At 64.1% G+C, this 26,479-nt stretch carries 16 protein-coding genes; 14 read left to right on the top strand and 2 right to left on the bottom strand.

All coding sequences use genetic code 11. The features are described 5' to 3' along the window. The 5 genes from JQ587_RS17215 (at nt 1) to JQ587_RS17235 (ending at nt 5,934) form a co-directional block, all read left to right on the top strand. The gene (locus JQ587_RS17215; protein WP_212302698.1) at nt 1–1,152 is read left to right on the top strand and encodes a branched-chain amino acid ABC transporter permease; all 1,152 of its coding nucleotides are present in this window, start codon (nt 1–3) and stop codon (nt 1,150–1,152) included. Further along, nucleotides 1,149–1,907 (top strand): ABC transporter ATP-binding protein, encoded by a 759-nt coding sequence (locus JQ587_RS17220; protein ID WP_212302697.1) that lies wholly within the window; start codon nt 1,149–1,151, stop codon nt 1,905–1,907. Before JQ587_RS17215 ends, JQ587_RS17220 begins: the two co-directional genes overlap by 4 nt. 3 nt (nt 1,908–1,910) lie before the next feature. Further along, the gene (locus tag JQ587_RS17225) at nt 1,911–2,699 is read left to right on the top strand and encodes an ABC transporter ATP-binding protein (RefSeq protein WP_212302696.1); all 789 of its coding nucleotides are present in this window, start codon (nt 1,911–1,913) and stop codon (nt 2,697–2,699) included. Nucleotides 2,700–2,775: 76 nt separating this feature from the next. Next, nucleotides 2,776–4,614 (top strand): AMP-dependent synthetase/ligase, encoded by a 1,839-nt coding sequence (locus tag JQ587_RS17230; RefSeq protein WP_212426042.1) that lies wholly within the window; start codon nt 2,776–2,778, stop codon nt 4,612–4,614. A gap of 120 nt (nt 4,615–4,734) precedes the next feature. Next, nucleotides 4,735–5,934, top strand: a complete 1,200-nt coding sequence (locus JQ587_RS17235) for an ABC transporter substrate-binding protein (RefSeq protein ID WP_212426043.1) — start codon at nt 4,735–4,737, stop codon at nt 5,932–5,934. Between the two features lie 44 nt (nt 5,935–5,978). Here JQ587_RS17235 and JQ587_RS17240 read toward each other — a convergent pair whose 3' ends face one another. After that, nucleotides 5,979–7,103: a lysozyme inhibitor LprI family protein gene (locus JQ587_RS17240; protein WP_212426044.1), complete on the bottom strand. Its 1,125-nt coding sequence runs from the start codon at nt 7,101–7,103 to the stop codon at nt 5,979–5,981. 83 nt (nt 7,104–7,186) lie between these two features. Continuing rightward, the gene (locus JQ587_RS17245; RefSeq protein ID WP_212302692.1) at nt 7,187–7,918 is read right to left on the bottom strand and encodes a transglutaminase-like cysteine peptidase; all 732 of its coding nucleotides are present in this window, start codon (nt 7,916–7,918) and stop codon (nt 7,187–7,189) included. A gap of 604 nt (nt 7,919–8,522) precedes the next feature. Here JQ587_RS17245 and JQ587_RS17250 point away from each other — a divergent pair. The 9 genes from JQ587_RS17250 to JQ587_RS17290 all read left to right on the top strand — a co-directional run bounded on the left by JQ587_RS17250 (nt 8,523) and on the right by JQ587_RS17290 (nt 26,396). Next, complete coding sequence (locus JQ587_RS17250) at nt 8,523–15,923, top strand: VCBS domain-containing protein (RefSeq protein WP_212426045.1); 7,401 nt, start codon at nt 8,523–8,525, stop codon at nt 15,921–15,923. Between the two features lie 82 nt (nt 15,924–16,005). Then, entirely contained in the window at nt 16,006–18,237 is a 2,232-nt protein-coding gene (locus JQ587_RS17255) for a CHASE2 domain-containing protein (protein WP_212426046.1), read from the top strand. Nucleotides 18,238–18,505: 268 nt separating this feature from the next. After that, nucleotides 18,506–18,703: a hypothetical protein gene (locus JQ587_RS17260; protein WP_212302689.1), complete on the top strand. Its 198-nt coding sequence runs from the start codon at nt 18,506–18,508 to the stop codon at nt 18,701–18,703. Continuing rightward, a complete protein-coding gene (locus JQ587_RS17265; RefSeq protein ID WP_212302688.1) occupies nt 18,700–20,115 on the top strand; it encodes an amidase in 1,416 nt (471 codons plus the stop codon). Before JQ587_RS17260 ends, JQ587_RS17265 begins: the two co-directional genes overlap by 4 nt. 238 nt (nt 20,116–20,353) lie before the next feature. After that, on the top strand, nt 20,354–20,623 hold the full coding sequence (locus JQ587_RS17270) for a GlsB/YeaQ/YmgE family stress response membrane protein (RefSeq protein WP_212302687.1): 270 nt from the start codon (nt 20,354–20,356) through the stop codon (nt 20,621–20,623). A gap of 271 nt (nt 20,624–20,894) precedes the next feature. Next, nucleotides 20,895–22,643, top strand: coding sequence for a type I secretion system permease/ATPase (locus JQ587_RS17275; protein ID WP_212426047.1), 1,749 nt, complete (start codon nt 20,895–20,897; stop codon nt 22,641–22,643). Beyond that, a complete protein-coding gene (locus tag JQ587_RS17280; RefSeq protein ID WP_212302685.1) occupies nt 22,640–23,974 on the top strand; it encodes an HlyD family type I secretion periplasmic adaptor subunit in 1,335 nt (444 codons plus the stop codon). Before JQ587_RS17275 ends, JQ587_RS17280 begins: the two co-directional genes overlap by 4 nt. A gap of 214 nt (nt 23,975–24,188) precedes the next feature. Next, nucleotides 24,189–25,658: an AMP nucleosidase gene (locus JQ587_RS17285; RefSeq protein ID WP_212302684.1), complete on the top strand. Its 1,470-nt coding sequence runs from the start codon at nt 24,189–24,191 to the stop codon at nt 25,656–25,658. Between the two features lie 120 nt (nt 25,659–25,778). Beyond that, nucleotides 25,779–26,396 (top strand): tetratricopeptide repeat protein, encoded by a 618-nt coding sequence (locus tag JQ587_RS17290; protein ID WP_212426048.1) that lies wholly within the window; start codon nt 25,779–25,781, stop codon nt 26,394–26,396. The last annotated feature ends 83 nt before the right edge of the window (nt 26,397–26,479 follow it).

A 26,479-nucleotide genomic window follows, 5' to 3' on the forward strand; every position in this document is an offset into this window, starting at 1 on the left:
ATGCGCTTCCTGTTCAAGACCGACTATGAGGACGACATCAGGCTGTTTCCGCATTCGGGCTACGTGGTCTCCTACGGCCTCCTGATCGCGGTGCTGCTGGCGGCGCCTTACGCGCTCTCAAGCTATCTGATGAGTCAGCTCGTCTTCGTCTGCATCTACGCGACCGTCGGCGTGGCACTTCTGATACTCACCGGCTTCACCGGTCAGGCGTCGCTGGGGCATGCGGCATTCCTCGCGATCGGCGCCTATACGGCGGCCTATTTGCAGAAGTACAACGTGCCGTTCCCGGTCTATTTCCTGGCAGCAGGACTCCTGACCGGCGCCATCGGCGCGATGGTCGGCTTTCCGGCGCTGAGGCTGACCGGAATCTACCTCGTCATCGCCACCATCTCCTTCGCCCTGATCGTCGAGGAGATCCTGGCGCGCTGGGAAAGCGTCACCAACGGCAATGAGGGCATGCGGGTCAAGACGCTGTCGCTGCTCGGCGTTGCCGTGCCGCGCGACAGTCCGACCTTCTACTATCTCTGCCTCGCCGTCCTGGTTCTGACCATCGTCGGCACGCTCAACCTGCTGCGATCGCCGACGGGGCGCGCCTTCGTCGCGATCCGCGACAGCGAGACGGCGGCGCGCAGCATGGGCGTCAACGTCGCACTCTACAAGGTGAAGTCGTTTGCGATCTCGGCGGCGATCACCGGCCTTGCCGGCGTGCTGTTCGCGCACAAGCTCTCCTTCATCTCGCCGGAGATGTTCACGCTCCAGCTCTCGATCGAGTTCATCATCGTGATCCTGATCGGCGGAACCTTCAGCCTGCATGGCGCGGTACTGGGCGCGATCTTCATCGTCATGATCGACCCGTTCCTGACCTATTTGAAGGACGACATGCCCGGCATCATCGCCGGCGTCGCGGCGACGTTCGGGGCAGGCAAGGACGCTGCGGCCGACGTGCAGTCCAAGGTCGCCGCGTTCGCCTCGCTCAACGGCCTGAAGGGCGCGATCTACGGCATCATCATCATGCTGTTCGTACTGTTCGAGCCGCTCGGCATCTATGGCCGCTGGCTGAAGATCAAACTCTTCTTCCAGCTGTTCCCGCTCTACAAGCGCGCGACCTTCAAGCGGCAGAAGATCTACGTGAAGTCGGAGCGGAATCGATGAGCTATTTCCGCGCCGAGAACCTCTCGCTGCACTTCGGAGGGCTGAAGGCGGTCGATGCGGTCTCGTTCGCGGTCGAGAAGGGCGAGATCCTTTCGATCATCGGGCCGAACGGCGCCGGCAAGAGCTCGATCTTCAACCTGATCTCGCGGATCTACCGGCCGACCTCGGGTAGGATCTATTTCGAGGACCAGGACATCACGGAGGAGGCGCCCTACGACATCGCCCGGCTCGGCATTGCCCGCACCTTCCAGAACATCGAGCTGTTCGAGAATGCGACCGTGTTGTCCAATCTCCTGGTCGGCCGCCACCGGCATTCGACGACGCAGCTCTGGCAGGAGCTGCTGTTTCTGCCGAGCGTGCGCGCCAACGAGAAGGTCCACCGCCGCCGGGTCGAGCAGGTGATCGAATTCCTCGATCTAGAGCCCTACCGCGAAAAGCTGATCTCGGGCCTGCCCTACGGCGTGCGCAAGGTGATCGAGCTCGCGCGCGCGCTCTGCTCCGAGCCGAAGCTGATCCTGCTGGACGAGCCGTCCTCGGGGCTCAATGTGGAGGAGACAGACGACATGTCGTTCTGGATCCGCGACATGAAGAGCGAGCTCGGCATCACCGTGTTGATGGTCGAGCACGACATGTCTCTCGTCAACCGCGTCTCCGACCGGGTGATCGCGCTGAACTACGGCCGCGTGCTGGCGATGGGCTCGCCCGCCGAGGTTCAGCAGCATCCCGACGTCGTTGCCGCGTATCTGGGAGCGTAAGCGATGGATGCGGCCGTGACCCCGGATATCATCCTGAAGCTCTCCAACGTCGAGAGCTATTACGGGCCGATCATGGCGATCCGCGGCATCTCGCTCGAGGTGCCGCGCGGCCGCATCGTCACGCTGCTGGGCGCCAACGGTGCCGGCAAAACCACGGTGCTGAAGACGATCTCCGGCATTCTCGATCCGCAGAAGGGCTCGATCGAGTTTCTGGGCAAGCCGATTCAGCGCATGGAGGCCGACAAGATCGTGCGGCTGGGCCTCAGTCACGTGCCGGAAGGCCGCGAGGTGTTTCCGTTCCTCTCGGTGCGCGAGAATCTGATGATGGGCGCCTATCCGAGGGCGGACAGGGAGGGCGTGGCGGAGGATCTGGAGCGGGTCTACGGCTACTTCCCGCGGCTCAGGGAACGCATCGGCCAGCCGGCCGGCCAGCTCTCCGGCGGCGAGCAGCAGATGCTCGCCATCGGCCGGGCGCTGATGAACCGGCCGACGCTGCTGTTGCTGGACGAGCCTTCGCTCGGGCTGTCGCCGCTCCTGGTGAAGGAGATCTTCACCATCATCCGCCGTGTCAACGAGGAGCAGGGCATGTCGATCCTGCTCGTCGAGCAGAACGCCAAGGTGGCGTTGGAGACCGCGCATTACGGCTACGTGCTCGAGATCGGCCGCGTCGTCATGAACGACAGCTGCGACCGCTTGATGCATTCCCATGACATCCAGGAATTTTACCTTGGCGCCAAGGAAGCCGGCGCCAGGGGTGAACGGCGCTGGAAAAAGAAGAAAACGTGGCGTTAAATATGGTGTCCCGTCCGCGACACAGACCGCCGGCAAGGCGGCAGCGGAGGGATGGAGCGGCAAGGAGGGAACGCGCATGGCCAGAGCGGCGGTGCTGACGGTCGCCGACACGATCGCGAAGAGCTTCGTGCTCGCGGCGGAAACGCGCGGCGATGGCCCTGCGATCCGCGAGAAGAAATTCGGCATCTGGCAGCCGACAAGCTGGCGCCATTGGCTGGAGATCTCGAAGGAGATCGCCTACGCCCTCAATGCCTGCGGCTTTGCGCCCGGCGACGTCGCCTCCATTATCGCCAACGCCGTGCCCGAATGGGTCTATGCCGACATGGGCATCCTCTGCGCCGGCGGCGTCTCCTCCGGAATCTATCCGACCGACGCCTCCAGCCAGGTCGAATATCTCCTCAACGATTCCGCGACCAAGGTGGTCTTCGCCGAGGACGAGGAGCAGCTCGACAAGATTCTCGCCTGCCGCGCGCGCTGTCCGTCCCTGCAGAGGATCATCGTGTTCGACATGGAGGGCCTCTCCGGCTTCTCCGACGACATGGTGATGTCGCTCGACGAGTTTCGCGCGCTCGGCCGCAACGCCATGGTCGGCAACGACGTGCTGTGGCGCAACATGATCGACAGCCGCGGGCCGGACGATCTCGCGGTGCTGGTCTACACCTCCGGCACGACCGGCCCGCCCAAGGGCGCCATGCATGCCAATCGCAGCGTCACGCATCAGATGCGGCATGCCAATGATTTCATTCCCGCGCGTGATGACGATCAGCGCCTGATCTTCCTGCCGCTCTGCCATGTCGCCGAACGGGTCGGCGGCTACTACATCTCGGTCGCGCTCGGCTCGGTGATGAACTTCGCCGAGAGCCCGGAGACCGTACCGGACAATCTGCGCGAGGTGCAGCCGACGGTGTTTCTGGCGGTACCGCGGATCTGGGAGAAATTCTATTCGGCCGTCACCATCGCGTTGAAGGACGCGACGCCGCTTCAGCAGTGGTTCTACCGCCGCGCCATCGCGATCGGTTTCCGCAGGACCGAATGCCAGCTCGAGGGCGGCACGCCGTCGCTGTCGCTCAAGGTCGCCAACCGCGTGGCCTACTGGCTGGTGTTCCGCAACATCCGCCGCATGATCGGGCTCGACCGCTGCCGCATCGCCTTCACCGGAGCCGCGCCGATCGCGCCGGATCTGATCCGCTGGTATCTCGCGCTCGGCATCGACATGCACGAGGTCTACGGTCAGACCGAGAATTGCGGGGTGGCGACCATGATGCCGTCGGACCGGATCAAGCTTGGCTCGGTCGGCAAGGCCGTTCCCTGGGGCGAGGTCGCGCTTTCGCCTGACGGCGAGATCCTGATCCGCGGTGATTTCCTGTTCATGGGCTATCTGAACCAGCCGGAGAAGACCGCCGAGACCATCGATCCGCGCGGCTGGCTGCACACCGGTGACGTCGGCACCATCGATAATGAGGGCTTCGTCAAGATCACCGACCGGATGAAAGACATCATCATCACCTCGGGCGGCAAGAACGTCACGCCGTCGGAGATCGAAAACCAGCTCAAATTCTCGCCCTACATCTCCGATGCCGTCGTGATCGGTGACAAGCGGCCGTATCTGACCTGCCTCGTCATGATCGACCAGGAGAATGTCGAGAAGTTCGCCCAGGACCACGACATCCCCTTCACCAATTATGCGAGCCTGTGCCGTGCCCGCGAGATCCAGGATCTGATCTGGCGCGAGATCGAGCAGGTCAACGGTAATTTCGCGCGCGTCGAGACGATCAAGAGGTTCTATCTGATCGAGCGCCAGCTCACGCCGGAGGACGAGGAGCTGACGCCGACCATGAAGCTGAAGCGGAGCTTCGTGAACCGGCGTTATTCCGCGGAGATCGATGCGATGTATCGCGAGCGCGCGGTGGCTTGAGGGCGCATGCCGCGGAAAAGCGGATACCGGCTTTCCGGCCGGGGACATGCGCAGACGGGATGCGAAGGAGTGATGGCCCCGCCCTTCGCGCAAACAGGGCCGCTAGGAGAGGAGACGTCAATGTCGAAATCGTTCAGGGCGTTCGGCCTTGCGGTGAGCGCGCTTGCGCTGACTTGCCTGCCGGCCGCGGCGCAGACCAAGGTTACCAATGAAGGCATCTCGGCGAGCGAGATCGTCATCGGCACCCATCAGGATCTGTCCGGTCCGATCAAGGGCTGGGGCGTGCCGGTCTCCAACGGCATGAAGATGGCGGTCGAGGAGATCAATGCGGCCGGCGGCATCAACGGCCGCAAGATTCGTCTGGTCATCGAGGACAGCGGCTACGATCCGAAGAAGGCGGTGCTGGCTTCGCAAAAGCTGATCGAGCGTGACAAGATCTTCGCGATGGTCGGTGCCATGGGGTCGCCGACCGTGCTGGCCGCCCAGGACATCCTGCTCGACGCCGGCGTGCTTCAACTCTTCCCGCTGACGGCGGCGGAGTTCACCTTCAAGTTCGATCCCGCCAAGCCGCAGGAGCGGCTGAAGTTCAACAATCTTCTGCCTTACGTCGAGAGCACGCGCGCTGCGCTGAAATACATGATGGAGTGGAAGAGCTTCCAGAAGCCCTGCATCATGTATCAGGACGACGAGTACGGCAAGAACGTGCTCGACGGCTTCACCCAGCAGCTCAACGCGATGAAGGTGCAGGCGGCTTCGACCACGAGCTACAAGCGCGGCGCCTCCGATTTCAGCGCGCAGGTCGCCAAGATGAAGTCCGACGGCTGCGATCTCGTGGTGCTCGGCGCCGTGCTGCGCGAGCCTATCGGCGCGATGGGCGAGGCCAAGAAGCTCGGCTGGGACGTCACCTTCCTCGGCGCCACCCCGACCAACGTGATGGAAGTGCCGATGCTCGGCAAGGAGGCGGTCGAAGGTCTCTATGCGGCCTCGGGCTTCGAGATCCCGTATGAGGATACGGCCAAGGGCAAGGTCAAGGACTGGCTCGCCAACTACAAGAAGATGTTCAGCACCGACGCCAATACCCAGGCCATCATCGGCTACAACGCGGTGGAGACGTTCGCCTTCTATGCCAACAAGGCGGGCAAGGATCTGACCGGCCAGAAGATGCTCGATGCGCTGGAGTCCGGCGACAAGTTCCTCGACATCTTCAACTCGCCGCCGACCAAGTTCTCCAAGACCGACCACCTCGCCAACACCATCACCCAGGTGCAGCAGGTCAAGGGCGGCCGCTGGGTGCTGGTGAAGGACAATCTGATGTTTTGATGTTCGCTTCGCTTTTACCCTCCCCTCCGGGGGAGGGTAAAAATCTACGACCCCCCGCCCGCAGTCCCCGAGTTCACCGGCGCCAGCTCGTCTTCGCGGCAGCGCCAGCCGTCGGCGGCTTTCACGAAAGCAAACGTCCGCTGGATCCGCAGGCGGCGCGTGACGTTGAAGGCCGCTGCGGAGCGTTCCTTGCTTGCGGCACCCGGTAGCGGTCGGCCGCTGCCGGGGTCCCAGCAGGTGCCGGTACAGGTGGACGCGACCTTGCTGCAGGCGGCGAACGGCGCCAGCACGACCATTTCGATCTCGCCGGTGACCTGCGCCTCCTGGTCGGTCACCTGACTGTCGAGCGCGTAGACGCGGTTGATGCGCAGGAAGTTGCCGCACGAATTGGCTGCGTGGATGCGCGCGGCGCAGAAATCGACAGCATCCGTGTCGGGCTCCCTGGCTGCGACCTGCCGGCCGAACACCTTCTTCGGATCGCCCTTGGCGGCCGCAATCTCGTCCGTCTTGTGCTTGAGATGATCGGCGAGACAATCTTCCGCGGAGCCAAGCTCCTGGGCCGGCACGTTCTCCTTGCCGACCAGATTGCACTTGCGGTCGCGCTCGCGCGTCCAGCGGCCGTATTCGGCGAAGGCAAAGCGGGCTGCGGTCGGGTCCAGCTTGCGGATCAGGCCGAGCACCTGGCTGTTGAGCTCGGTCTCCGTGAGCGCCAGCGACGGGTCCGCGCAGATCAGCGCACCGGCCGCGGTGTTGGCCGCAAGGCAGTCGAAATCGGGATCGCGCACGATCGTGGCCCGATCTTCGGTCACCTTGAGCAGGCAGGCCTTCACCCGGTCGAAATCCTCCGCGCGGATCGCGCTCTGGCCGACGATGCCGCAGCCGAGATTGCGCTGGCGGATCCAGATCGCATTCTCCTCGATCGCGGGCAGGCGATCGGGCAGGCGGGCGAGCCGCGCCTCGATTGCCGTGTTCAGCTTCTCGGCGGCGGCAGACAGCTCGGCGTCACCGCAGAACAGTTGATTGCCGGGGTCGCGGATCTGCTGGCAGTTGTTCTTGGAGAACAGCGGCAGCCGGTCGGCGATGGCGGGGTCGGAAGCGCCGGATTGCGCCAAGCCTGGTGCCGCCGGCCAAGCCAGCAGCGCGAGCACAGTCAGCACGATCCACCGCATTCCAGTCGCCCCCGCCCAGAGGGCACCATGCTAGCGTCCGGGATCGGCCTGCGAAATGGCTTTGTGGCGGGCTCCGAGATCGTTCAGTGCGCCTCGGGGGCGGTCGTCGAGAACTGCACGGGCTCGTCGACATACTTCAGCACGGCGGACTGGTAGAGCACGAACAGCGGCTGATAGGTGCGCGCGTTGTCGTCCTCGACCATGGCCATGCGGCGGTTGTCCAGCATCAGCCAGCTTCCGTCGAGCCTTGCCGCGGCAACGGCATGTTCTTCGCCGGCCCTGACGTCGCGCACCACGACAATGCGGAGATCCTCCGCGGCGACGCCGGCCAGCCGCAGCGCGGCGAGCTTGGCGATGGCATAGTCCTCGCAATCGCCGGCGCCGCGCGCCAAGGTCGCGAGCGGCGAGCTCCAGACGTCGTCGGCGCCGTCACCGGCGGCGCGGATGGCGAGGTTGATGGCGCGGTTGGTCTCGCCGAGCCGCGCGCGGCCGTCGCGGGCGCGGGCCTGGTCGACGATGGCGAGCAGCTTCAGCGCCGCGGGCGAGGCGCAATTGCTGCGATCGCCGTCGCACAGCGCGAGCTGCACCATGTCGTCGTCGAGCCTCTCCTTCAGCGCGAACCATTTCTGCCGCAGGCTGCCGGTGGAGATGGCGAAGGCGAACACGCCGAACGGCTCGGCGGATTTGCGCACGAGCACGCCCGGGCCCGGCGACAGCAATGTGCCGGCCCGAAGATCGGCGGCCGACCCGAGCAGGATCAATCCCCATAGGGCAGCGATGACGCGCCAGGCGCGCCGGTGAGCGGCGGTCTCCATCTGACATCCCCTACCGGCTTCGCCAGGTCCCTCTCGACCTCGACGTGCCGGGCTTGTTGCTTTCGCGGAGATAGTGCGAGACGAGCCGTTCTGGTCTGCTTAATGCGCGTGGGCCGGACGCCAAAACCGCGGGGCAAGCTGAAGCGGGCCTGTCCAAATTGCATAAAATTTTAGGATCCCGGAGCGTCCGGCTGCCTTTGAGACAATTGCAAGCACAAGTTGTGAGATTGCTGGAGCCGGCCCTTGGGGCTAACGGTCCGTATTTTTCCTGGTTCTGTTAGTTGGGTCACAGATTTGGCTCCGTATTTGCCGCAGGATGCGACGGGGCACTACGAAGCGGAGATGAGACAAGTATCTGCCCTGAGGTTTGTGGGGCTGATTACTTTGGATGACTGGAAATGCGCGCAACGAGCCAAATTCGACTACGAAATAGTCAAAAGAATACTGCTGCCCCTCTGGGAATGTCGCTGTAGGCATAGTCGTCGGCGGCCAAGTGATGCGAAATCACACAAGCAATAGATGGTTTCGCTAAGGACTTGGTAATGCTATGCAAGCTTAGGCGGATGATACTTACATAAATTTTACCCCGATTGACGGTGCCCAGTTGAATTACGCTGGCAAATTTGACGCCGCGCTCTCATTGGATGGCCACGGTCTCCGTACGTCCGCCTACGACCATGTCGATTCCTTCACCGCCAAGGCACACGGCCACGTGCCCGATGGCGCGGTCGTCATTGCCGACCCCAACCTCATCTTCAACGGCGAGTTCAAGCGCACGGGTCTCGATCTCGTGCTGTCGCATGACGGCCACGAGTTCGTCGTCCATGACTATTTCAGAGGCGACAAGCGCGCGGCGATCGCGTCGCCCGACGGCGCCCATCTCACCGGCGACATCGTCAGCGCGCTCACCGGCTACGTCCAGGTCGCGCAGGCCGCACCCGGCGCCGCGGCGGCGCAGGTCATCGGCCACGTCACCAAGCTGACCGGCAGCGCGACCGCGATCCGCAACGGCGTCTCGGTCATCCTGAACAATGGCGACAACGTCGAGAAGGGCGACGTGGTCTCGACCGGCTCGGACTCGACGCTCGGCGTCACCTTCATCGACGGAACCGTGTTCGGCCTGTCCTCCAACGCGCGGATGGTGCTGAACGAGATGGTGTACGACCCCAACGGGTCGAACAATTCCTCGCTGCTCAGCCTGGTCGCGGGAACCATCACCTTCGTCGCCGGCGAGACCGCCAAGCACGGCGACATGAAGATCGATACGCCTGTCGCCACGATGGGCATCCGCGGCACGGCCGTGCTGACCGAGATCAACTTCGTCGTTCCCTCCGGTGGCGGCGATCCGCAGCCGCAGGCGAACTTCCAGGTGCTGGTCGAGCCGAACGGCACCACCGGCTCCTACATCCTGTTCGACAAGCTGACCCTGCTGCCGATCGCGACGGTCAACCAGGCCGGCCAGATGGTGCAGATCAGCGGCGGCAACGTCTCGGTCACCAATGCGCTGCTGTCGCCGGACGTGCAGAAGCTGATCACGGACGTGTTCACGCTGAAGTTCACGGACAACAACACCAACACCAAGCTGACCACGAACTTCACCGACACGATCACGCAGAACGGCAACATCGTCTTTATCAAGACGGACACCGGTGCCACGGCGACCGCGACCTTCACCAACACCGCCAACAACGGCACCGGCACGGGGCAAGATGGCGCGAACAAGACGGCCGACCGTTTTCCCGGCCCGCCCCAGGCGCGGAGCCTCGATCTCAACGGCGGTGTGACGTCGAAGTTCAAGCTCACCGAGCATTCGGGCACGACTGCCGACCGCTCGGATGCAACCGGCGACACCGTCAATGCTGACACGGTGTCCGGCCGGATCACGTTCGTCGATCTCAATATCGGCGACCGCCCGACGGTTTCGGTGAATCTCGCTCAGGCGCCGAACTTCGTCTACGAGAACGCCGACCAGCAGGACGTCACCGGCTCGCTCACCGCGCTGCAGATCCAGGACATCGTCGCGACGCAGATCCAGATCAGCGTCGTCCCGGACGCGGCCAACACCAACAACGGCTCGGCGGTCTGGACCTATACGATCCCCGACCATGTCTTCGACTTCCTCGCGGCCGGCGAAACGCTGACGCTGACCTATACCATCCTCGTCAACGACAATTTCTCGGTCAACCCCGAATCCTTCCCGATCACGATCGCCATCACGATCACCGGCACCAACGACAAGCCTGTGATCACCACCAGCGTTCCGACCATCACCTTTTCCGGCGGCACCAGCGTCCCGGGCGGTCCGCTTACCACCAATGTGCCGACCTCGGGCACGTTGACCTTCAGCGATGTCGATCTCACCGACACGCATACGGTGTCGGTGTCCAAGTTCAGCGCAGTCCTGCCCGATGGCACCGTCCCCAAGGCGATCTCCGACTTCCTCGCCAATGCCCTGCTGGTCTCGATCGCCTCCGGCAATGACAGCACCGGAACCGGTACGGGGACGATCAACTGGTCGCTGAAGGACATCCCGGTCTACCTCGCCGACTTCATCCCGAAGGGCGAGGTGCTGACGCTGACCTACACCGTGACGGTCACGGATTCGCAAGGCGCGACCGCGGACCAGACCATCACGGTCACGATCACCGGCACCGATGCGCCCGCAGTGGTGTGGATCGCGACGAACGCTCCGGGCGCTCCCGCGGGCGGCTTCTGGAAGGACGGCGCCAACTGGGAAACCGGCACGGTCCCGACCATCGACGACGACGTCATCGTCATCACCGATCAGCTGCATGGACTGACGCCGTCCTATCCGGTGACGATCGACGCGGCGGCCTACGCCAAGTCGATCACCATGAACGACTTTGGCGGCCCGCCGCCGCAGCTCATCAACAAGAGCACGTTGACGATCGCGCAGACGCTCACCATGAGCGCGGACTCGATCCTCAACAACTTCAAGAACGCCCAGATTACGGTTGGCAACTCCATCACGATCACGGGGACCGCCAGCTTCACCAATGCCGGGACGCTGACGCTGCTCGGCACGACCGACGGCATCCTGCCTTCCGATAGCACCATCGATACCCTGACCACGGTCACCAATTCCGGTCTCATCGAACTGTCCGGCGGAACCCTGGCGTTGCAGAGCAACGTCAACAATGCGGGTGGCACGTTCGAGATCGACGCTGCGATGACGCTCCACGGAGCGACGATCACCGGTGGCATGGTGCGCAACGACGGCACGTTCAATCTCACCGGCAGTGCCGTGTTGAAGGGGGGCGTGCTCACCAACACGGCTACAGGGCTGATTCTGGTGCCGAACGGTGCGGCCAGTGTTATCTCTACCCTGGTCAATTCTTCTCTTCCGGGACTTTATATCTCCGGTACCGGAAACTCGTTCGAGAACGAAGCCGTCACTAACAGCGGCTCGATCCTGGTGTCGGCGAATGGCGTATTGACCCTTGACCAGGGAACGACGGTTGCCAACACCGGCAGCATTTTTGTCGACATCAGCGGCATACTGATCATCGACGACGCCAGCATCGGCGGCACCGGCGTGCTACAAAATAATGGTGAGGTCGATCTCACGGGAGCCGCTGCGCTGAGCGGTGGCAATCTGTGGAACAACTCGACCGTCAAGGTGGGCGGCACCGGCAACGCGCTGAACGATGAGGCGATCATTAATGCGGGCACCATCGAGGTGCTGGCCAACGCCGCGCTCGCGATGGGGCAGGGCTCGACCGCCGACAATGCAGGCGGCAATGTCATCGTCGATGACCATGCCGTGTTGACCCTGAACGGCGCCACGATCAGCGGCGGCGCCGTCAAGGGCGACGGCAGCATCGACGTCACCGGCGCCAGCAAGATCGACGGCGGTGCCACGCTCAGTGTGGCAACGGTCACCGCCGACGCCGCGCTGACGCTGGACGGCATTGCGGTGTCGGGCTCGGTCATCACCGACCATGCGAGCATCGAGCTCGATAACACCGTCAAGCTTCTGAACGGCGTCAGGATCCAGAGCGGCCCGGTCACCAACAACGGCACGCTGGAGATCGCGGGGGCTGCGACCCTGCTCAACGACATCGTCACCAACAACGGCACGGTGAAGATCGACGACGGCCAGACGCTGACGCTGTCCGGCTCGGAGATCTCCGGCGGTACCATCGACGACTTTAGCGGTGCCTCGGGCGGCGCGATCGATGTCACCGGCGATAGCACGATCGATGCTCATGCGACCCTGAACAAGGGCGCCGTGACGGTCGAGAGCGACGTGACGTTGACATTTGGCGATGCGACGGTGTCGTCGACCGCCATCGCCAATGGAGGCACCGTCAAGGTCGAGACCGGCAAGAAGCTGGCGCTCGCCGGCGCCACTCTGACCGGCGGCACGCTCACCATCGCCGGGACGCTCGCCTCGTCCGGCATCACGACGGTCACCGACGCCAACATCTCGAACAGCTATCTGATCGAGGCGATCGGCGGGCTGCTGATGCTGACGGCGACGACGTCCACGCCTGCGATCAGCAACGACGGCGGCACGATCCGGGCCAACAGTGGCGAGCTCGACATCAACAGCGAGGCTGTCACCAACACCGGTGCGCTGACCGCAATCAACGACGGCACGCTGAAGCTGATCGCGACGACGGTGACCAACACCGGTGGTGCGGTATCGATCGAATCGGGCTCGACGCTCGATCTCTCCGGCGCGACCATCCATGGCGGGACCCTGACCATTGCCGGCACGCTGGAATCCACCGGCACGAGCGCCATCACCGATGCCGATATCGCCAACACCGGCACGATATCCGCCACCTCCGGCACGCTGACGATTGATCCCGCGGTGCTGCATACGATCACCAACAGCCACCTGCTCCAGGCCAATGGTGGCGAGCTCGACATATCCGGCGAGCACATCGTCAACACCGCCGATATCAAGGCGATCGGCGGCGGGATCCTGAAGCTCACGTCCCTGACCGTCACCAACAATGGCGGAACGGTCACGGTCGACGGCACCTCGAAGCTCTATCTGACCGACGTCGCGATCAACGGCGGTAGCCTGAACAATTCCGGCAGTCTTTATAGTGTCTCGGGCAGCAACGGCGTTGCAGGTGTCGTGACCAACACCGGCACCATCGAGGTGCAGGCCGGCACGCTGAACCTCTCCGGCGGCTTGACCGGCGCCGGCACGCTGATCATCGACGACGGCGCGACGCTGGAGCTGGGCGGCGCCGACGCCCAGACCGTCACCTTCGCGGGCGGCACCGATACGCTCAGGCTCGACGAGGTGGCTGGTCAGAGCTTCACCGGCACCATCGCGGGAACGTCATCGAAGGACGGCACGTTCACGATTACCGGCGCGGCCAATATCTCGACCTCGATCGGCAACGCGCTCGAATTCAACGCATCTGGCGGGACCAGCGACGGTGGTGGCAATATCGTGCTGACGCCGACCGGCACGCTGACCGGGCACGACAACGGCATCGTCGCCACTCAGAATGGCATCGGCGACATCACACTGACGACGTCGGGAGACGTCACCGGCCAGGGCGGTAACGGCATCGTGCTGCACGACAGCGCGACTGGCGCGGGCAACATTGCCGCGACGATCGGCGGCGGCGTTTCCGGGGCGGCCGGTCTCGATGTCGTCTCCCATGGCGGCGGCGCCGTCAACATCACCAACAACGGTCACATCACCGGTACGACTTCGTTCGGCATTCACGTCGACCAGGACGATTCCGGCGCGACCGGCTCGACGCATATCATCAACACCGGCTCTGTCGTCGGCGCCAACGGCTTTGCCGCGATCTCGATCGATGAAAACGCGACCGGCACAGCGCTGATCGACAATTCCGGCACCATCGGCCCCGCTGCCGCCGGCAGTGTGACCTCGACGACTTACGCGATCGTCGAGACCGGCGGAGCCATCACGATCAACAACAGCGACCACATCAACGGCAACATCTCGGTCGCGAGCGCGACGTTCAACAACCAGAGCGGCGGCACCTGGACGGTTTCGGGAATCAGCGTGTTCGGCACGCTGTCCACGATTGATAATGCCGGCGAGATCGATCTCCTCAACGGCGCATCGGTCTCCAGCGCGGACGGCGTGACCTTTGCCATCACCAATTCCGGCGAGATCGAGAGCTGGGGCACGGCGGTCATCACCGGCGCCATCACCACCACCGACACCAGTGCGATCGAAGTTCACGCGGGGACCCTGAAGCTTTACGGCACGCTGTCGGGGTCCGGCACGGTCACGATCGACGCCGGCGCGACGCTCGATGTCGATGCCACGGTGTCGCAGACCATCACCTTTGGTGGCGATGGTGCCGAGTTGCAGATCGACACGACGAGCTTCTCCGGTTCTGTCGCGGGATTCGCCGCGACCGACAAGCTGGATCTGTCGAGCATCGTTTACGATGCGGGGACATCGGCGACGTATGACCCCCTGACCGGCGATCTCGTCGTGAGCGACGCCTACAACCACACCATCACGGTGAAGCTCGTCGGCGCCGACTACAGCAACGCCCATCTCGCCGGCAGCCTCAGCTCCGACGGTCACGGTGGCACGCTGATCACCTACAACGCGGCCGACGACACCCCGGCCTTCAATCCGGCCGAGACCTCGCAAAGTGCCGTCGTGGCGGAGCAGTCCGGTCTGACGGGATCCTCGACCCTGGATCAGTCGACGCCGGCGAGTGGCACCATCCATTTCACCGATGTCGACCTGACCGACCGGCCGACGGCGACGATCACGGAGCAATCAGCGACCTGGCTCGCCTCCGACGGACATACAGAGCTGACGCTGACGTCGGGGCAGGCAAGTGCGCTGGGAAATGCGCTGGCGGTTCTGACGACCGGCAAGAACAACGGCGCCGTCGACTGGAGCTACTCGATCAAGGACAGCGCGCTGGACTTTCTCGGCGAGGGCCAGACCGCGACGGTGGTTTCGACCATCACGCTCGACGACCATCACGGCGGAACCGACACGGCGCAGGTCACCGTCACGATCACCGGCGCGAACGACGCGCCGACGCTGTCGAATCTCAATATTGGTACCCTCACCGACACGGCCGCTGCCGACAGCTTCTCCGATCTCACCGGAAAGCTGGCGGGCGCCGATGCCGATGCGGGGGAGACGGCGACGCTGACCTATGCCGTTCTGAACGCGGATCATCATGCCACAACGACGGTTGCCGGCCTGTATGGCTCGCTGACCGTCGCAGCCGACGGCAGCTACAGCTATGTTCCGAATGCCGCAGCGATCGACGCCCTCTCGGCAGGCAATTACACCGACAGTTTCGTGGTCCAGACCACGGACGTGCATGGTGCGACCGGTACGGCGACGCTCACGGTGGGCGTGACCGGTGCGGACGATGCGCCCGTGATCAACGTCGACAATATCAGCGTGATCCAGCTGACCGACGAGCAAATCTTCGTTCAAGGTCTCACCGTAACCGATGCGGATGCCGCCGCGAATGAAACCTTCATGCTTCAGGCGGCCACCGCGGAGCTGGGCAGCAATGTCAGCCCGTCGACGGGCTCGGGTTCTTTGGCCGACATCAATGCGATGCTGGGCACCGTCACCTACAATGAAGGCACCGGCGAGCCTGCGACCGACAAAGTCACGTTGACGGTGACCGATGGTCACGGCGCAACCGACACGCTCAATTTGATCTTCAATCTCCGTGAAAGCGGGGACGGGAGCAATGTCGCTCTTGCCGGAACGAGCGGCAAGGACGTGTTCTTCGGAACGGTCGGGTCCGATCAGTTCGTATTCGGGGCCGACTCGAACCACGATACGATCGTGAACTTCACCTCGGGTGAGGACCGCATCGATCTGACGGCGGTCGTGACCACCAGCAATATGTCCGATTGGATGGCGCAGCATGTGAGCGCTTCGCCGACGAACCCGGCCGATACCCTGATCACGATCGATGCGGCGGACACCATCGTGTTGAAGGGCGTCACGCACCTCTCGGCGACCGACATACTCCATGCCTGACGGCGTGTCGGGGAGGGGGGGCGGGTGGTCGGTCCGCCGGATGTCCCTGCCGTTCAGCGCGAAAGCGTGATATCCCATCATCATGAAACGTCTCAAAATCTGGCGCCGGTGGTTCGCGCAGAAGTTCGGCTTTGCGCGGCTGGTGTGCCTGGTGCTGCTGGTCCTCTTTGCGGCCTTGCGCGTCTGGGATCCGCCGCCGGTCCAGGAATTGCGGCTGCGCACCTTCGACCTGTTCCAGCTGGTCGATCCCCGTCACAAGACGGTGCGGCCGGTCACCATCGTCGACATCGACGACAAGAGCCTTGCCAAGTTTGGCCAATGGCCGTGGTCGCGCACCCGGATTGCGGACATGATCATCAACCTCACCAACAGCGGTGCAGTTGCGATCGGATTCGACGTCGTATTCTCCGAGCCCGACCGGCTCAATCCTGATCTGGTCGCCAACCAGATGCGTTATCTGGACGACGTCACTCGCACCAAGCTGCGCGAGTTACCCAGCAACGATCAGATTCTCTCGGATGCGATCAAGCGCTCGCGCGTTGTGCTGGGCGAGACCGGCCAGCCGGCGATCGGGGCCGAGCTCGACAAGACCCTTCCTTTCACAGGCGTCGCGACGGTCGGCGAAGACAATGCCGAAAAATTCCTGTTCGAATTCCCCGGCCTGTTGCGCAACGTTCCCGTCATCGAGAAGGTCGCGGCCGGTCGCGGCCTGTTCACCATCAAGACCGAACGCGACGGCTTGATCCGCCGGGTGCCGATGATCATGCGCGCCCAGGGCAACATCATGCCCTCGCTCAGTCTCGAGATCCTGCGGGTCGTCACGGGAACGCCGACGCTGCTGGTTCGCACCGACAAGACCGGCATCCGCGCCGTGCGCCTCAAGGGCGTCGAGATCCCGACCGACAAGAATGGCCAGCTCTGGGTGCACTATGCGCGCCAGGATCCGTCGATCTACGTCTCGGCGGCCGACGTGCTCGACAACACCGTGCCGCCGGGCAAGATCAACGGCAAGCTGGTGCTGATCGGCACCTCCGCGGTCGGGCTGAACGACCTCAAGACTACGCCGGTGACGGCGAACATGCCGGGTGTCGAGATCCACGCCCAGGTGCTCGAAAGCGTGCTGAGCGGCGCCGTGATCTCCCAGCCGAACTACGCGCTCGGCGTCGAATTGCTCGCCGCGATGATCATCGGCATCCTCGTCATCATCTTCACGCCGAATCTCGGCCCGGTCCGGCTGGTGCTGGCGGGGGCGATGTTCGCCGCCATCCTGGTCGGCACGTCCTGGTTCTTCTACGCGCAGTACCGCTATCTCATCGACTTCACCTATCCGCTGCTGTCGACCACCGCGATCTACCTGACCTTCATCTTCGCAAGCTTCGTGCGCGAGCAGCGGCAGCGCGTGCAGATCCGCGGCATGTTCGCCCAATACATGTCGCCGGAGCTGGTCGAACAGCTCGCGCAGTCGCCGGAAAAGCTCAAGCTCGGCGGCGAGGAGCGCGAGATGACGATCATGTTCTCCGACGTGCGCGGCTTCACCTCCATCTCCGAGAGCTACAAGCACGATCCGCAAGGCCTGATCACCTTGATGAACCGCTTTCTGACGCCGTTGACCAACGTGATCCGGGCGCACAGGGGCACCATCGACAAGTACATGGGCGACGCCATCATGGCGTTCTGGAATGCGCCGGTCGACGACAAGACGCATGAAGTCAACGCCTGCGAGGCGGCCGTCGGCATGCTCGAGAAGATCGACGAGGTCAACAAGGAGCGCGAGCAGGAGGCCGCCGAGGGCGGTCACGTCTACATTCCGCTCAATGTCGGCATCGGTCTCAACACCGGCATCGGCGTGGTCGGCAACATGGGGTCCGACAAGAAATTCAACTATTCGGTGCTCGGCGACAGCGTGAACCTGGCCTCGCGCCTGGAAGGCCAGACCAAGGAATATGGCTTCCCGATCATCGTCGGCTCCCGCACCGCGCTCGCCGTCAAGGACAGGTTTGCGATCCTCGAGCTCGACTTCATCATGGTCAAGGGCAAGAGCGAGCCGGAGGTGATTTACGCGATCGCCGGCCGCGAAGACGTGATGCAGTCCGCTGCGTTCCAGCGCCTGCGCAACATCACCATCGAGATGCTCGGCTGCTACCGCGGCCGCGACTGGCAGGGCGCGCTGAACGCCATCGCGCGTGGCCGCCGCAGCGAGGATGCCGACACGCTGGAAAAGCTGTTCAAGCTGTACGAGGCACGCATCAGGGATTTCCAGACCAATCCGCCGCCGGACGGCTGGACCGGCGCCTATGCGCTGCTGACGAAGTAGGGCGTGAGAGTTCTCGGTCGCGCCTCAACTACAGTGTCGTCCCGGCGCAGGCCGGGACTCATACTCCGCAGCAGAAGTTGTTGTGCGAGATCGGAGTTGGCCGCCGTCGCCAAACCCAATCCTGTGGCTATGGGCCCCGGCCTGCGCCGGGACGACAGTGGAGGTGGAGCCGCGAGCGTAGCCATATCCACCCTACGACAGCGGTGCTTGCCGCGCTCACTCGATCACTGGATAATATGGGCCGCCTCGCGCCCACGGAGATGACCGCATGACGAGACCGACACCGAAGGAAATCAGGCCGATTGCGCAAATCGCCGGCATTGCCGTGGACGATGAGATCGCGACCCGGATCTCCAATTCGATTGGACCGGCCTTCGAAGGCTTCGCGGCCGTCGCCGGCACGCTGCCGTTCGACCTCGAGCCCGCACTCTTTCCGCTTGCGCAGATGCAGAAAGTGTCGAAATGAGCTCTGAGCCCGCATTGATGACGCTCACCGAGGTCGCGCGTGCGATCGCGATGAAGCAATTATCCTCGCATGAGGTGACGCGCGCGCTGTTGCATCGCATCGCGCAATGGCAGCCGCATCTCAACGCCTTCATGTCGATCGAGTCCGAAGCCGCGCTGAAGGCCGCCGAAGCCGCGGATGCCGAGCTCGCCAGGGGCGAGGTGCGCGGTCCGCTGCACGGCGTGCCGCTCGCGCACAAGGACATGTATTATGACGCCGGCAAGGTCGCGACCTGCGGCTCGCTGATCCGTCGCGACTTCGTGCCGACGGTGACCTCGACCGCCTTGCAGCGACTGAAGGATGCCGGGCAAATCCGCCTCGGCACGCTGCATCTGGCCGAGTTCGCCTATGGCCCGACCGGCCACAATGCGCATTACGGCCCGGTGCGCAATCCCTGGAATGTCGCGCATATCACCGGCGGCTCGTCGTCGGGCTCCGGCTCGGCGGTCGCGGCGCGGCTGACCTATGCGGCGCTGGGCTCCGACACCGGCGGCTCGATCCGGATGCCCGCGCATTTCTGCGGCGTTACCGGATTGAAGACCACGGTCGGCCGCGTCAGCCGCGCCGGCGCAATGCCGCTGTCACAATCGCTCGACACGGTCGGCCCGCTCGCACGCACCGCAGAGGACTGCGCCTTGTTGCTGGCGCTGATGGCCGGGCCCGATCCGGAGGATGCGACCTGCAGCCACGCGCCGCTGTCGGATTATGTGGCCGCGACCAAGGGCTCGCTGACGGGCCTCAAGATCGGCGTGCCCGCATCCTTCTATGTCGACGATCTCGACAGCGAGGTTGCGCGCGTGCTGGACGAGACCATCGCGGTGCTCAAGCGCGAAGGCGCCGACATCGTCAAGGTCGAGTTGCCGGACCAGCGGCAATTGTCCTCCGCGAGCCAGCTGGTGCTCGCCGCCGAAGCCGCCGCTTTCCACAAGCGCTGGATGATCGAGCGTCCGCAGGATTACGGCGCGCAGACGTTGATGCGGCTTCAGAACGGTCTCGCCGTTCCCGCGGTCACCTATCTCGAGGCGATGCGCTGGCGCGGCCCGGCACTCGCTGCGCACAATTCCGCGACATCAGCCGTCGATGCGATCATCGCCCCGGCCTCGCCGATACCGGCGCCAACCATCGAGGAAAGCGATGTCGGCGGCGGACCCAACGCGCCGGCGCTGTTGCAGCGGCTGACGCTGTTCACCCGCCCGGTGAACTTTTTGGGCCTGCCGTCGCTCACCGTGCCGTCGGGCTTCACCAAGAGTGGCCTGCCGGTTGGCATGCAGCTGATCGGCCGCTCCTTCGATGAAGCAACCCTGCTCACCATCGGCGCCGCCTTCCAGCGCGTCACCGACTATCACGACCGGGTGCCCAATCTGCCGGCATGACAAAGCTCTCGCCGAGCCGGCGGCTTCGAGCGGTTTCCTTTGAAAATCCTCTGCGCCGGCTTGGTGTTGTCACAATCCACTCCGGGCCGCGCCGGAGGGGCATTTCTACTGTGCATGGGGTTGTTTTCGCGTTTTGTGTCTGAATGACTTCGTCTCGGTTCGCCCCGAACACCATTCAGACTCCATTCATCCCGTTTCCGGTTCCATGCCCCCCGTTCACGGAGAGGGACTTCAACTTATGTACATTTCTGGTCAAAGCCTCATCATCATCCTGTTCGTCGGCCTGGTCGCCGGCTGGCTCGCCGGCAAGGTCGTGCGGGGGAGCGGGTTCGGCATCATCGGCGACATCGTGATCGGCATTGCCGGCGCGTTCGTTGCGAGCTTCCTGTTCCCGAAGCTCGGCATCCATCTCGGCCTCGGGCTGGTCTCGGAGATCATCTATTCCGCCATCGGTGCCATCATTCTGCTGCTGGTGGTGCGGCTGGTGCGCGGCGGCGGCCGGCTTTAACAGGTTCGATTGACGCGGAACGGCCGCCTCTCCCCGCGCGCTTTGGGGAGAGGCGGCCGTCTTTGCTAGAAAAAGCCGCAAAGACTGTGAAATACCGGACTTGCGCATCGGGCCATCCGGGGTAGATGTGACCAGAGCCCGGATGAATTCGATTGCGTTGCACGCGGGGAATACCCGATATTAATCCGCGGCGAGTACGCCTCGATTTGCCTTTGCAATCAGGGCTTTGGAAATCAGGGGTTTTGCCCCTTACCCGAAAGAGATCAGATTGATGGCAGCCGTTCCCGGCCTCCGCCGTTCAGAGCTCGGTGAGGCGCTGCGTGCCTGCCGCACGGCGTTCCTCGGCGTCGGCTTCATGAGCTGCATGATCAACCTGCTCTATCTGACCGGGTCGATCTTCATGCTGGAGGTCTACGACCGCGTGCTGCCGAGCCGCAGCATCCCGACCCTCGTCGGCCTGATCGTCCTTGCCGGCGGCCTCTATATGGCGCAGGGCGTGCTCGACATGATCCGCAGCCGCATCCTGGGACGGGTCGGCACGGCGCTCGACGAAGCCCTGAACAAGCGCGTGTTCGACACCATCGTGCGCCTGCCGCTCCTGGTCGGCAACCGCAACGAAGGGCTGCAGCCGTTGCGCGACCTCGACAATGTCCGCTCCTTCCTCGGCAGCGCCGGCCCGAGCGCGTTCTTCGATCTGCCCTGGCTGCCGCTTTATCTCGGCATCTGCTTCGCCTTCCATGTCATGATCGGCGTGACCGCGCTGGTCGGGGCCCTCATCCTGGTCGGCCTGACGCTGGTCACCGAGTTCCTGTCCCGCCAGCCGGCGAAGGAGGCAATGGGCCTCGCCGCCCAGCGCAACGACCTAGCTCAGTCCAGCCGCCGCAATGCCGAAGTGCTGGTCTCGATGGGCATGGCCGGCCGCTTGAACCAGCGCTGGAGCGAGGCCAACGAAAAATACCTCGCCGGCAATCAGCGTGCGAGCGACGTCGCCGGCGGTCTCGGCGCGATCGCCAAAGTGCTGCGCATGATGCTGCAATCGGCGGTGCTTGCGGTCGGCGCCTATCTCGTCATCCACCAGGAGGCGACCGCCGGCATCATCATCGCGGGCTCGATCCTCTCGGCCCGCGCGCTGGCGCCGGTCGATCTCGCGATCGCGCACTGGAAGTCCTTCGTCGCGGCCCGCCAGAGCTGGCATCGCCTCAGCCGCCTCCTGGAACAGATGCCGGCGCAGGCAACCCCGACCCAGTTGCAGGCGCCCACCAGCCGTCTGTCGATCGAAGGCGTCGCCATGGTGGCGCCGGGCGACCAGCGCCTCATCGTCCAGGACGTCACCTTCGCGCTCGAAGCCGGCAACGGCCTCGGCGTGATCGGACCGAGCGGCTCGGGCAAATCCTCGCTGATCCGCGCGCTGGTCGGCGTCTGGCACCCGGTCCGCGGCAAGGTCCGGCTCGACGGCGCGGCGCTCGACCAATGGTCGTCCGACGTGCTCGGTCGCTACATCGGCTATCTGCCGCAGGACGTCGAGCTGTTCGGCGGCACCATCGCGCAGAACATCAGCCGTTTCGATCCGGAGGCGACCTCCGACGGCATCATCTCGGCAGCCAAGGAAGCCGGCGTGCATGAGATGATCATCAAGATGCGCGAGGGCTACAACACGCAAGTTGGCGAGCAGGGCGCTGCGCTCTCGGCCGGCCAGGCCCAGCGCGTGGCGCTGGCGCGCGCGCTCTACGGCAATCCGTTCCTGATCGTGCTGGACGAGCCCAATTCCAATCTCGACACCGAAGGTGACGAGGCGCTGACCCGCGCGATCCGCAGCGCCCGCGAACGCGGTGCGATCGTCGTCGTGGTCGCGCATCGCCCAATCGGCGTGGAGGCGGTCGACCAGATCCTGGTGCTTCGCGACGGCCGCATGCAGGCTTTCGGTCCTAAGGAGCAGGTGCTCGCCCAGGTGCTTCAGCCCCGCGTGGCGCCGCCGGCGCCGATCAAGATCGTCAGCGAAGGCGGAGTGGCCAAACCATGAGCACGATGACGGTTGGCGGAACGAAGCCTGCTGCGAACAAGACCGTGCGGGAATCGATCCGATTTCATTTGATCCTCGGGATCGGAATCGTGGCGTTCCTCGCCGTCGGCCTCGGCGGCTGGGCCTCGACGGTGCTGATCTCCGGCGCGCTGATCGCGCCGGGCCAGGTCGTGGTCGAATCCAACGTCAAGAAGGTGCAGCACCCGACCGGCGGCGTGGTCGGCGAGGTGCGCGCCCATGACGGCGACGTGGTCAAGGCCGGCGACATCGTGGTGCGGCTCGACGACACCGTCACCAAGGCCAACCTCGCCATCGTCGTCAAGAATCTCGACGCCGCGCAGGCGCGCGCTGCGCGGCTTCAGGCCGAGCAGCGTGGTCTCGACAAGATCGAGTTCCCGCAATCGTTGCTCGATCGTGCCGCCGACCCGGACGTCAAGACGCTGCTCGACAGCGAAAGCAAGCTGTTCGACGTTCGCGTCAATGGCCGCGCCGGCCAGAAGGCGCAGCTCCGCGAGCGCATTCAGCAGCTCAACGAGGAGATCGAGGGTCTCCAGGCGCAGGAGAAAGCCAAGGACAAGGAGATCGTGCTGGTGCAGCAGGAGCTGACCGGCGTGCGCGATCTCTATGACAAGCATCTGGTGCAGATCTCGCGCCTGACCACGCTCGAGCGCGACAGCGCCCGCCTCAACGGCGAACGTGCGCAGTACATCGCTTCGCGAGCACAAGCCAAGGGCAAGATCACCGAGACCGAGCTTCAGATCATCCAGGTCGACAAGGACATGGTGAGCGAGGTCTCCAAGGATCTGCGCGAGACCAACGACAAGAGCGGCGAGCTGATCGAGCGTAAAGTCGCCGCCGAAGACCAGCTCCGCCGCGTCGACATTCGCGCGCCGCAGGACGGCATGGTGCTGCAATCGACAGTGCATACCGTCGGCGGCGTCGTCACTGCGGGCGATACCTTGATGCTGATCGTGCCGCAGGCCGACGACCTCCAGGTCGAGGCCAAGGTCAATCCGGTCGATATCGACAAGCTGCAAATCGGCCAAAAGACGCTGCTGCGTCTCTCCGCGTTCAATCAGCGCACCACGCCCGAGCTCAATGGCGTCGTCAGCCGCGTCTCGCCCGACGTCACCACGGACCAGCGCACGGGGCAGAGCTACTACACCATCCGCGTCTCGATGTCCGCCGAGGAGGTTGCCCGGCTCGGCGATTCCAAGCTGATCCCCGGCATGCCGGTGGAAGCATTCGTCCAGACCGGCGACCGCACCATGCTGTCGTACCTGTTGAAGCCGCTGCACGACCAGTTCATGCGGGCCTTCCGCGAGAAGTGACGCGCGAAAAGCGCGCCATCCCGGAGCGCGCTTAGCGTGTATCCGGGATCTCGAGCGGCAGATTCGATCTCGTGGGTGGGCAACGGCGCAAAACGCCCTGCCCACCATTCCCCGCGGAAATTGAAGAAGGTGGGCACGCTCCGCTTTGCCCACCCTACGCGACCTCGTTCTTTGTTATAGTTCGACTCAGGCGCAACAACCCGGCGGTCGAACGATGCAATCTCCACCCTCCATCGCCACCAAATCCTTCTCCGAAGCATCCGCGGCGGTCGCCCGTCTCGAAGAGATCTACGAGCGCAACACAAAATTCCTGCGCGATCGGTTCGAGGCCTATGTCAGCGGCGAGGCGATCACGACGCGGGTGCGGGCCTATTATCCCTTCGTCCGCCTCACCACCGCGACCCATGCGCGACTGGATTCGCGCCTCGCCTATGGCTTCGTCGCGGGCCCCGGCGTGCACGAAACCAGCGTGACGCGGCCGGATCTGTTCCGCAGCTATCTGACCGAGCAGATCGGTCTCCTCATCCAGAACCACGGCGTTCCCGTCGAGATCGGCGAATCCGCCGAGCCGATCCCGATCCATTTTGCCTATCGCCGCGACATCAACATCGAAGCCGCCATCACCACCAGCGAGAATTCGCCTGTCGCACGATCGCTGCGCGATGCATTCGACGTGCCCGATCTCGCGACCATGGACGATTCCATCGCCGACGGCACGTTCGAGCTTCGGCCGGGCACGCCCGAGCCGCTGTCGCTGTTCCGCGCCGCCCGCGTCGACTACTCGCTGCGTCGGCTCTACCACTACACCGGCACCGATCCCGAGCATTTCCAGAACTTCGTCATATTCACCAACTACCAGTTTTATGTCGATGCCTTCGCTCAAGCGTGCCAGCAGCGACTCCAATCCGGCGAGGCCGGCCTCGAAGCCTTCGTCGCGCCCGGCAATGTGATCACGCGCAGCGGCGGCGCGACGAGCGGCGATGCGCCCGTCCGCATGCCGCAGATGCCGGCCTTCCATCTGGTCACATCAGGCTATCGCGGCATCAGCCTGATCAATATCGGCACCGGTCCGTCCAACGCCCGCAATGTCACCGATCACGTCGCGGTGCTGCGGCCGCATGCCTGGCTGATGCTCGGGCACTGCGCCGGCTTGCGCAATACGCAGCGGCTCGGCGACTACGTGCTCGCGCATGGTTACGTGCGCGAGGACCACGTGCTCGACCGCGAGCTGCCGCTGTGGGTGCCGATCCCGGCGCTGGCGGAGATGCAGGTGGCACTGGAACAGGCGGTCGAGGACGTCACGGGTCTCGAAGGTTTCGAGCTCAAGCGCTTGATGCGCACGGGCACCGTTGCCAGCGTCGACAACCGTAATTGGGAGATCTCCGGACCTGAAGTGATCCGCCGCATGTCGCAATCGCGCGCGGTCGCGCTCGACATGGAATCGGCCGCGATCGCCGCCAACGGCTACCGCTTCCGCGTGCCCTACGGCACGCTGCTATGCGTCTCCGACAAGCCGCTGCATGGCGAGATCAAGCTCGCCGGCATGGCCAGCGAGTTCTACCGCCGCCGCGTCGGCCAGCACTTGGAGATCGGCCTGAAGGCGCTGGAGCGGCTCAAGCAGCAGGAATCGGAGCGGCTGCATTCGCGCAAGCTCCGCAGCTTCGCCGAGGTGGCGTTCCAGTAAGGACAACAGAACTGTCGCACGAACACTGACGTCACCGTGAGCACGGCATGCCGGAATAATGCCGCCGAGGCAGGGTTATCAATTGGTCCGGGGCCGCTTGCAACAACACGAGAGGCGGAGATGTTCACGAAGATGATCAAGCTCGTCACGCTGGGTACATTCGCGGCAGTCTTGTTGAGCCCGCCGGCATTTGCCGCAGGCGGAGGCGGTGGTGGAGGCGGCGGGGGCGGGGCCGGTTCCACCGATCCCTTTGCCGCAAGCTCTTCGGGTCAGCAGCAACCGCAGCCAATCTATCCGAAGCGCTCAGGTACCAAGGCGTCCCAGAAAGGGAAGAAGGCGAACAACCAATCCAGCATCGACGATCCCGGATTCGCGGCCGGCTACCGCATGGCCTATGACACCATCTACGAGCGCAACGACTATGCGACCGCGATCGCGGAATTGAAGTCGCTCGGCCATGACGACCATCCGAATGTCGCCAACCTGATCGGCTATTCCTACCGCAAGCTTGGCGACTACGAGCAGTCGCAGGTCTGGTACGAGCGCGCGTTGAAGGCGGATCCGAACCACGTCCTGACATGGCAGTATTACGGGCTGTGGCAGCTCGAGCGGGGCAACCGCGAACAGGCGCTCTATCATTTGAGCCGGATTGCGGCCATCTGCGGGACGGATTGCGAGGAGTATCGATCGCTGGCCGCGGCGCTCGACAAGCCGACTGGTACGGCGCTCGCCTACTAGGTCCAAAGAGGCGCCGATCGATGCAGCCTCGCTGTCGATCGGCTCCCAATGACGGCCCTGTCTCCTGGCGCGGGTGGTGACAA

It is taken from the genome of Bradyrhizobium manausense, assembly GCF_018130615.1.
Classification (GTDB): Bacteria; Pseudomonadota; Alphaproteobacteria; order Rhizobiales; family Xanthobacteraceae; genus Bradyrhizobium; species Bradyrhizobium manausense_A.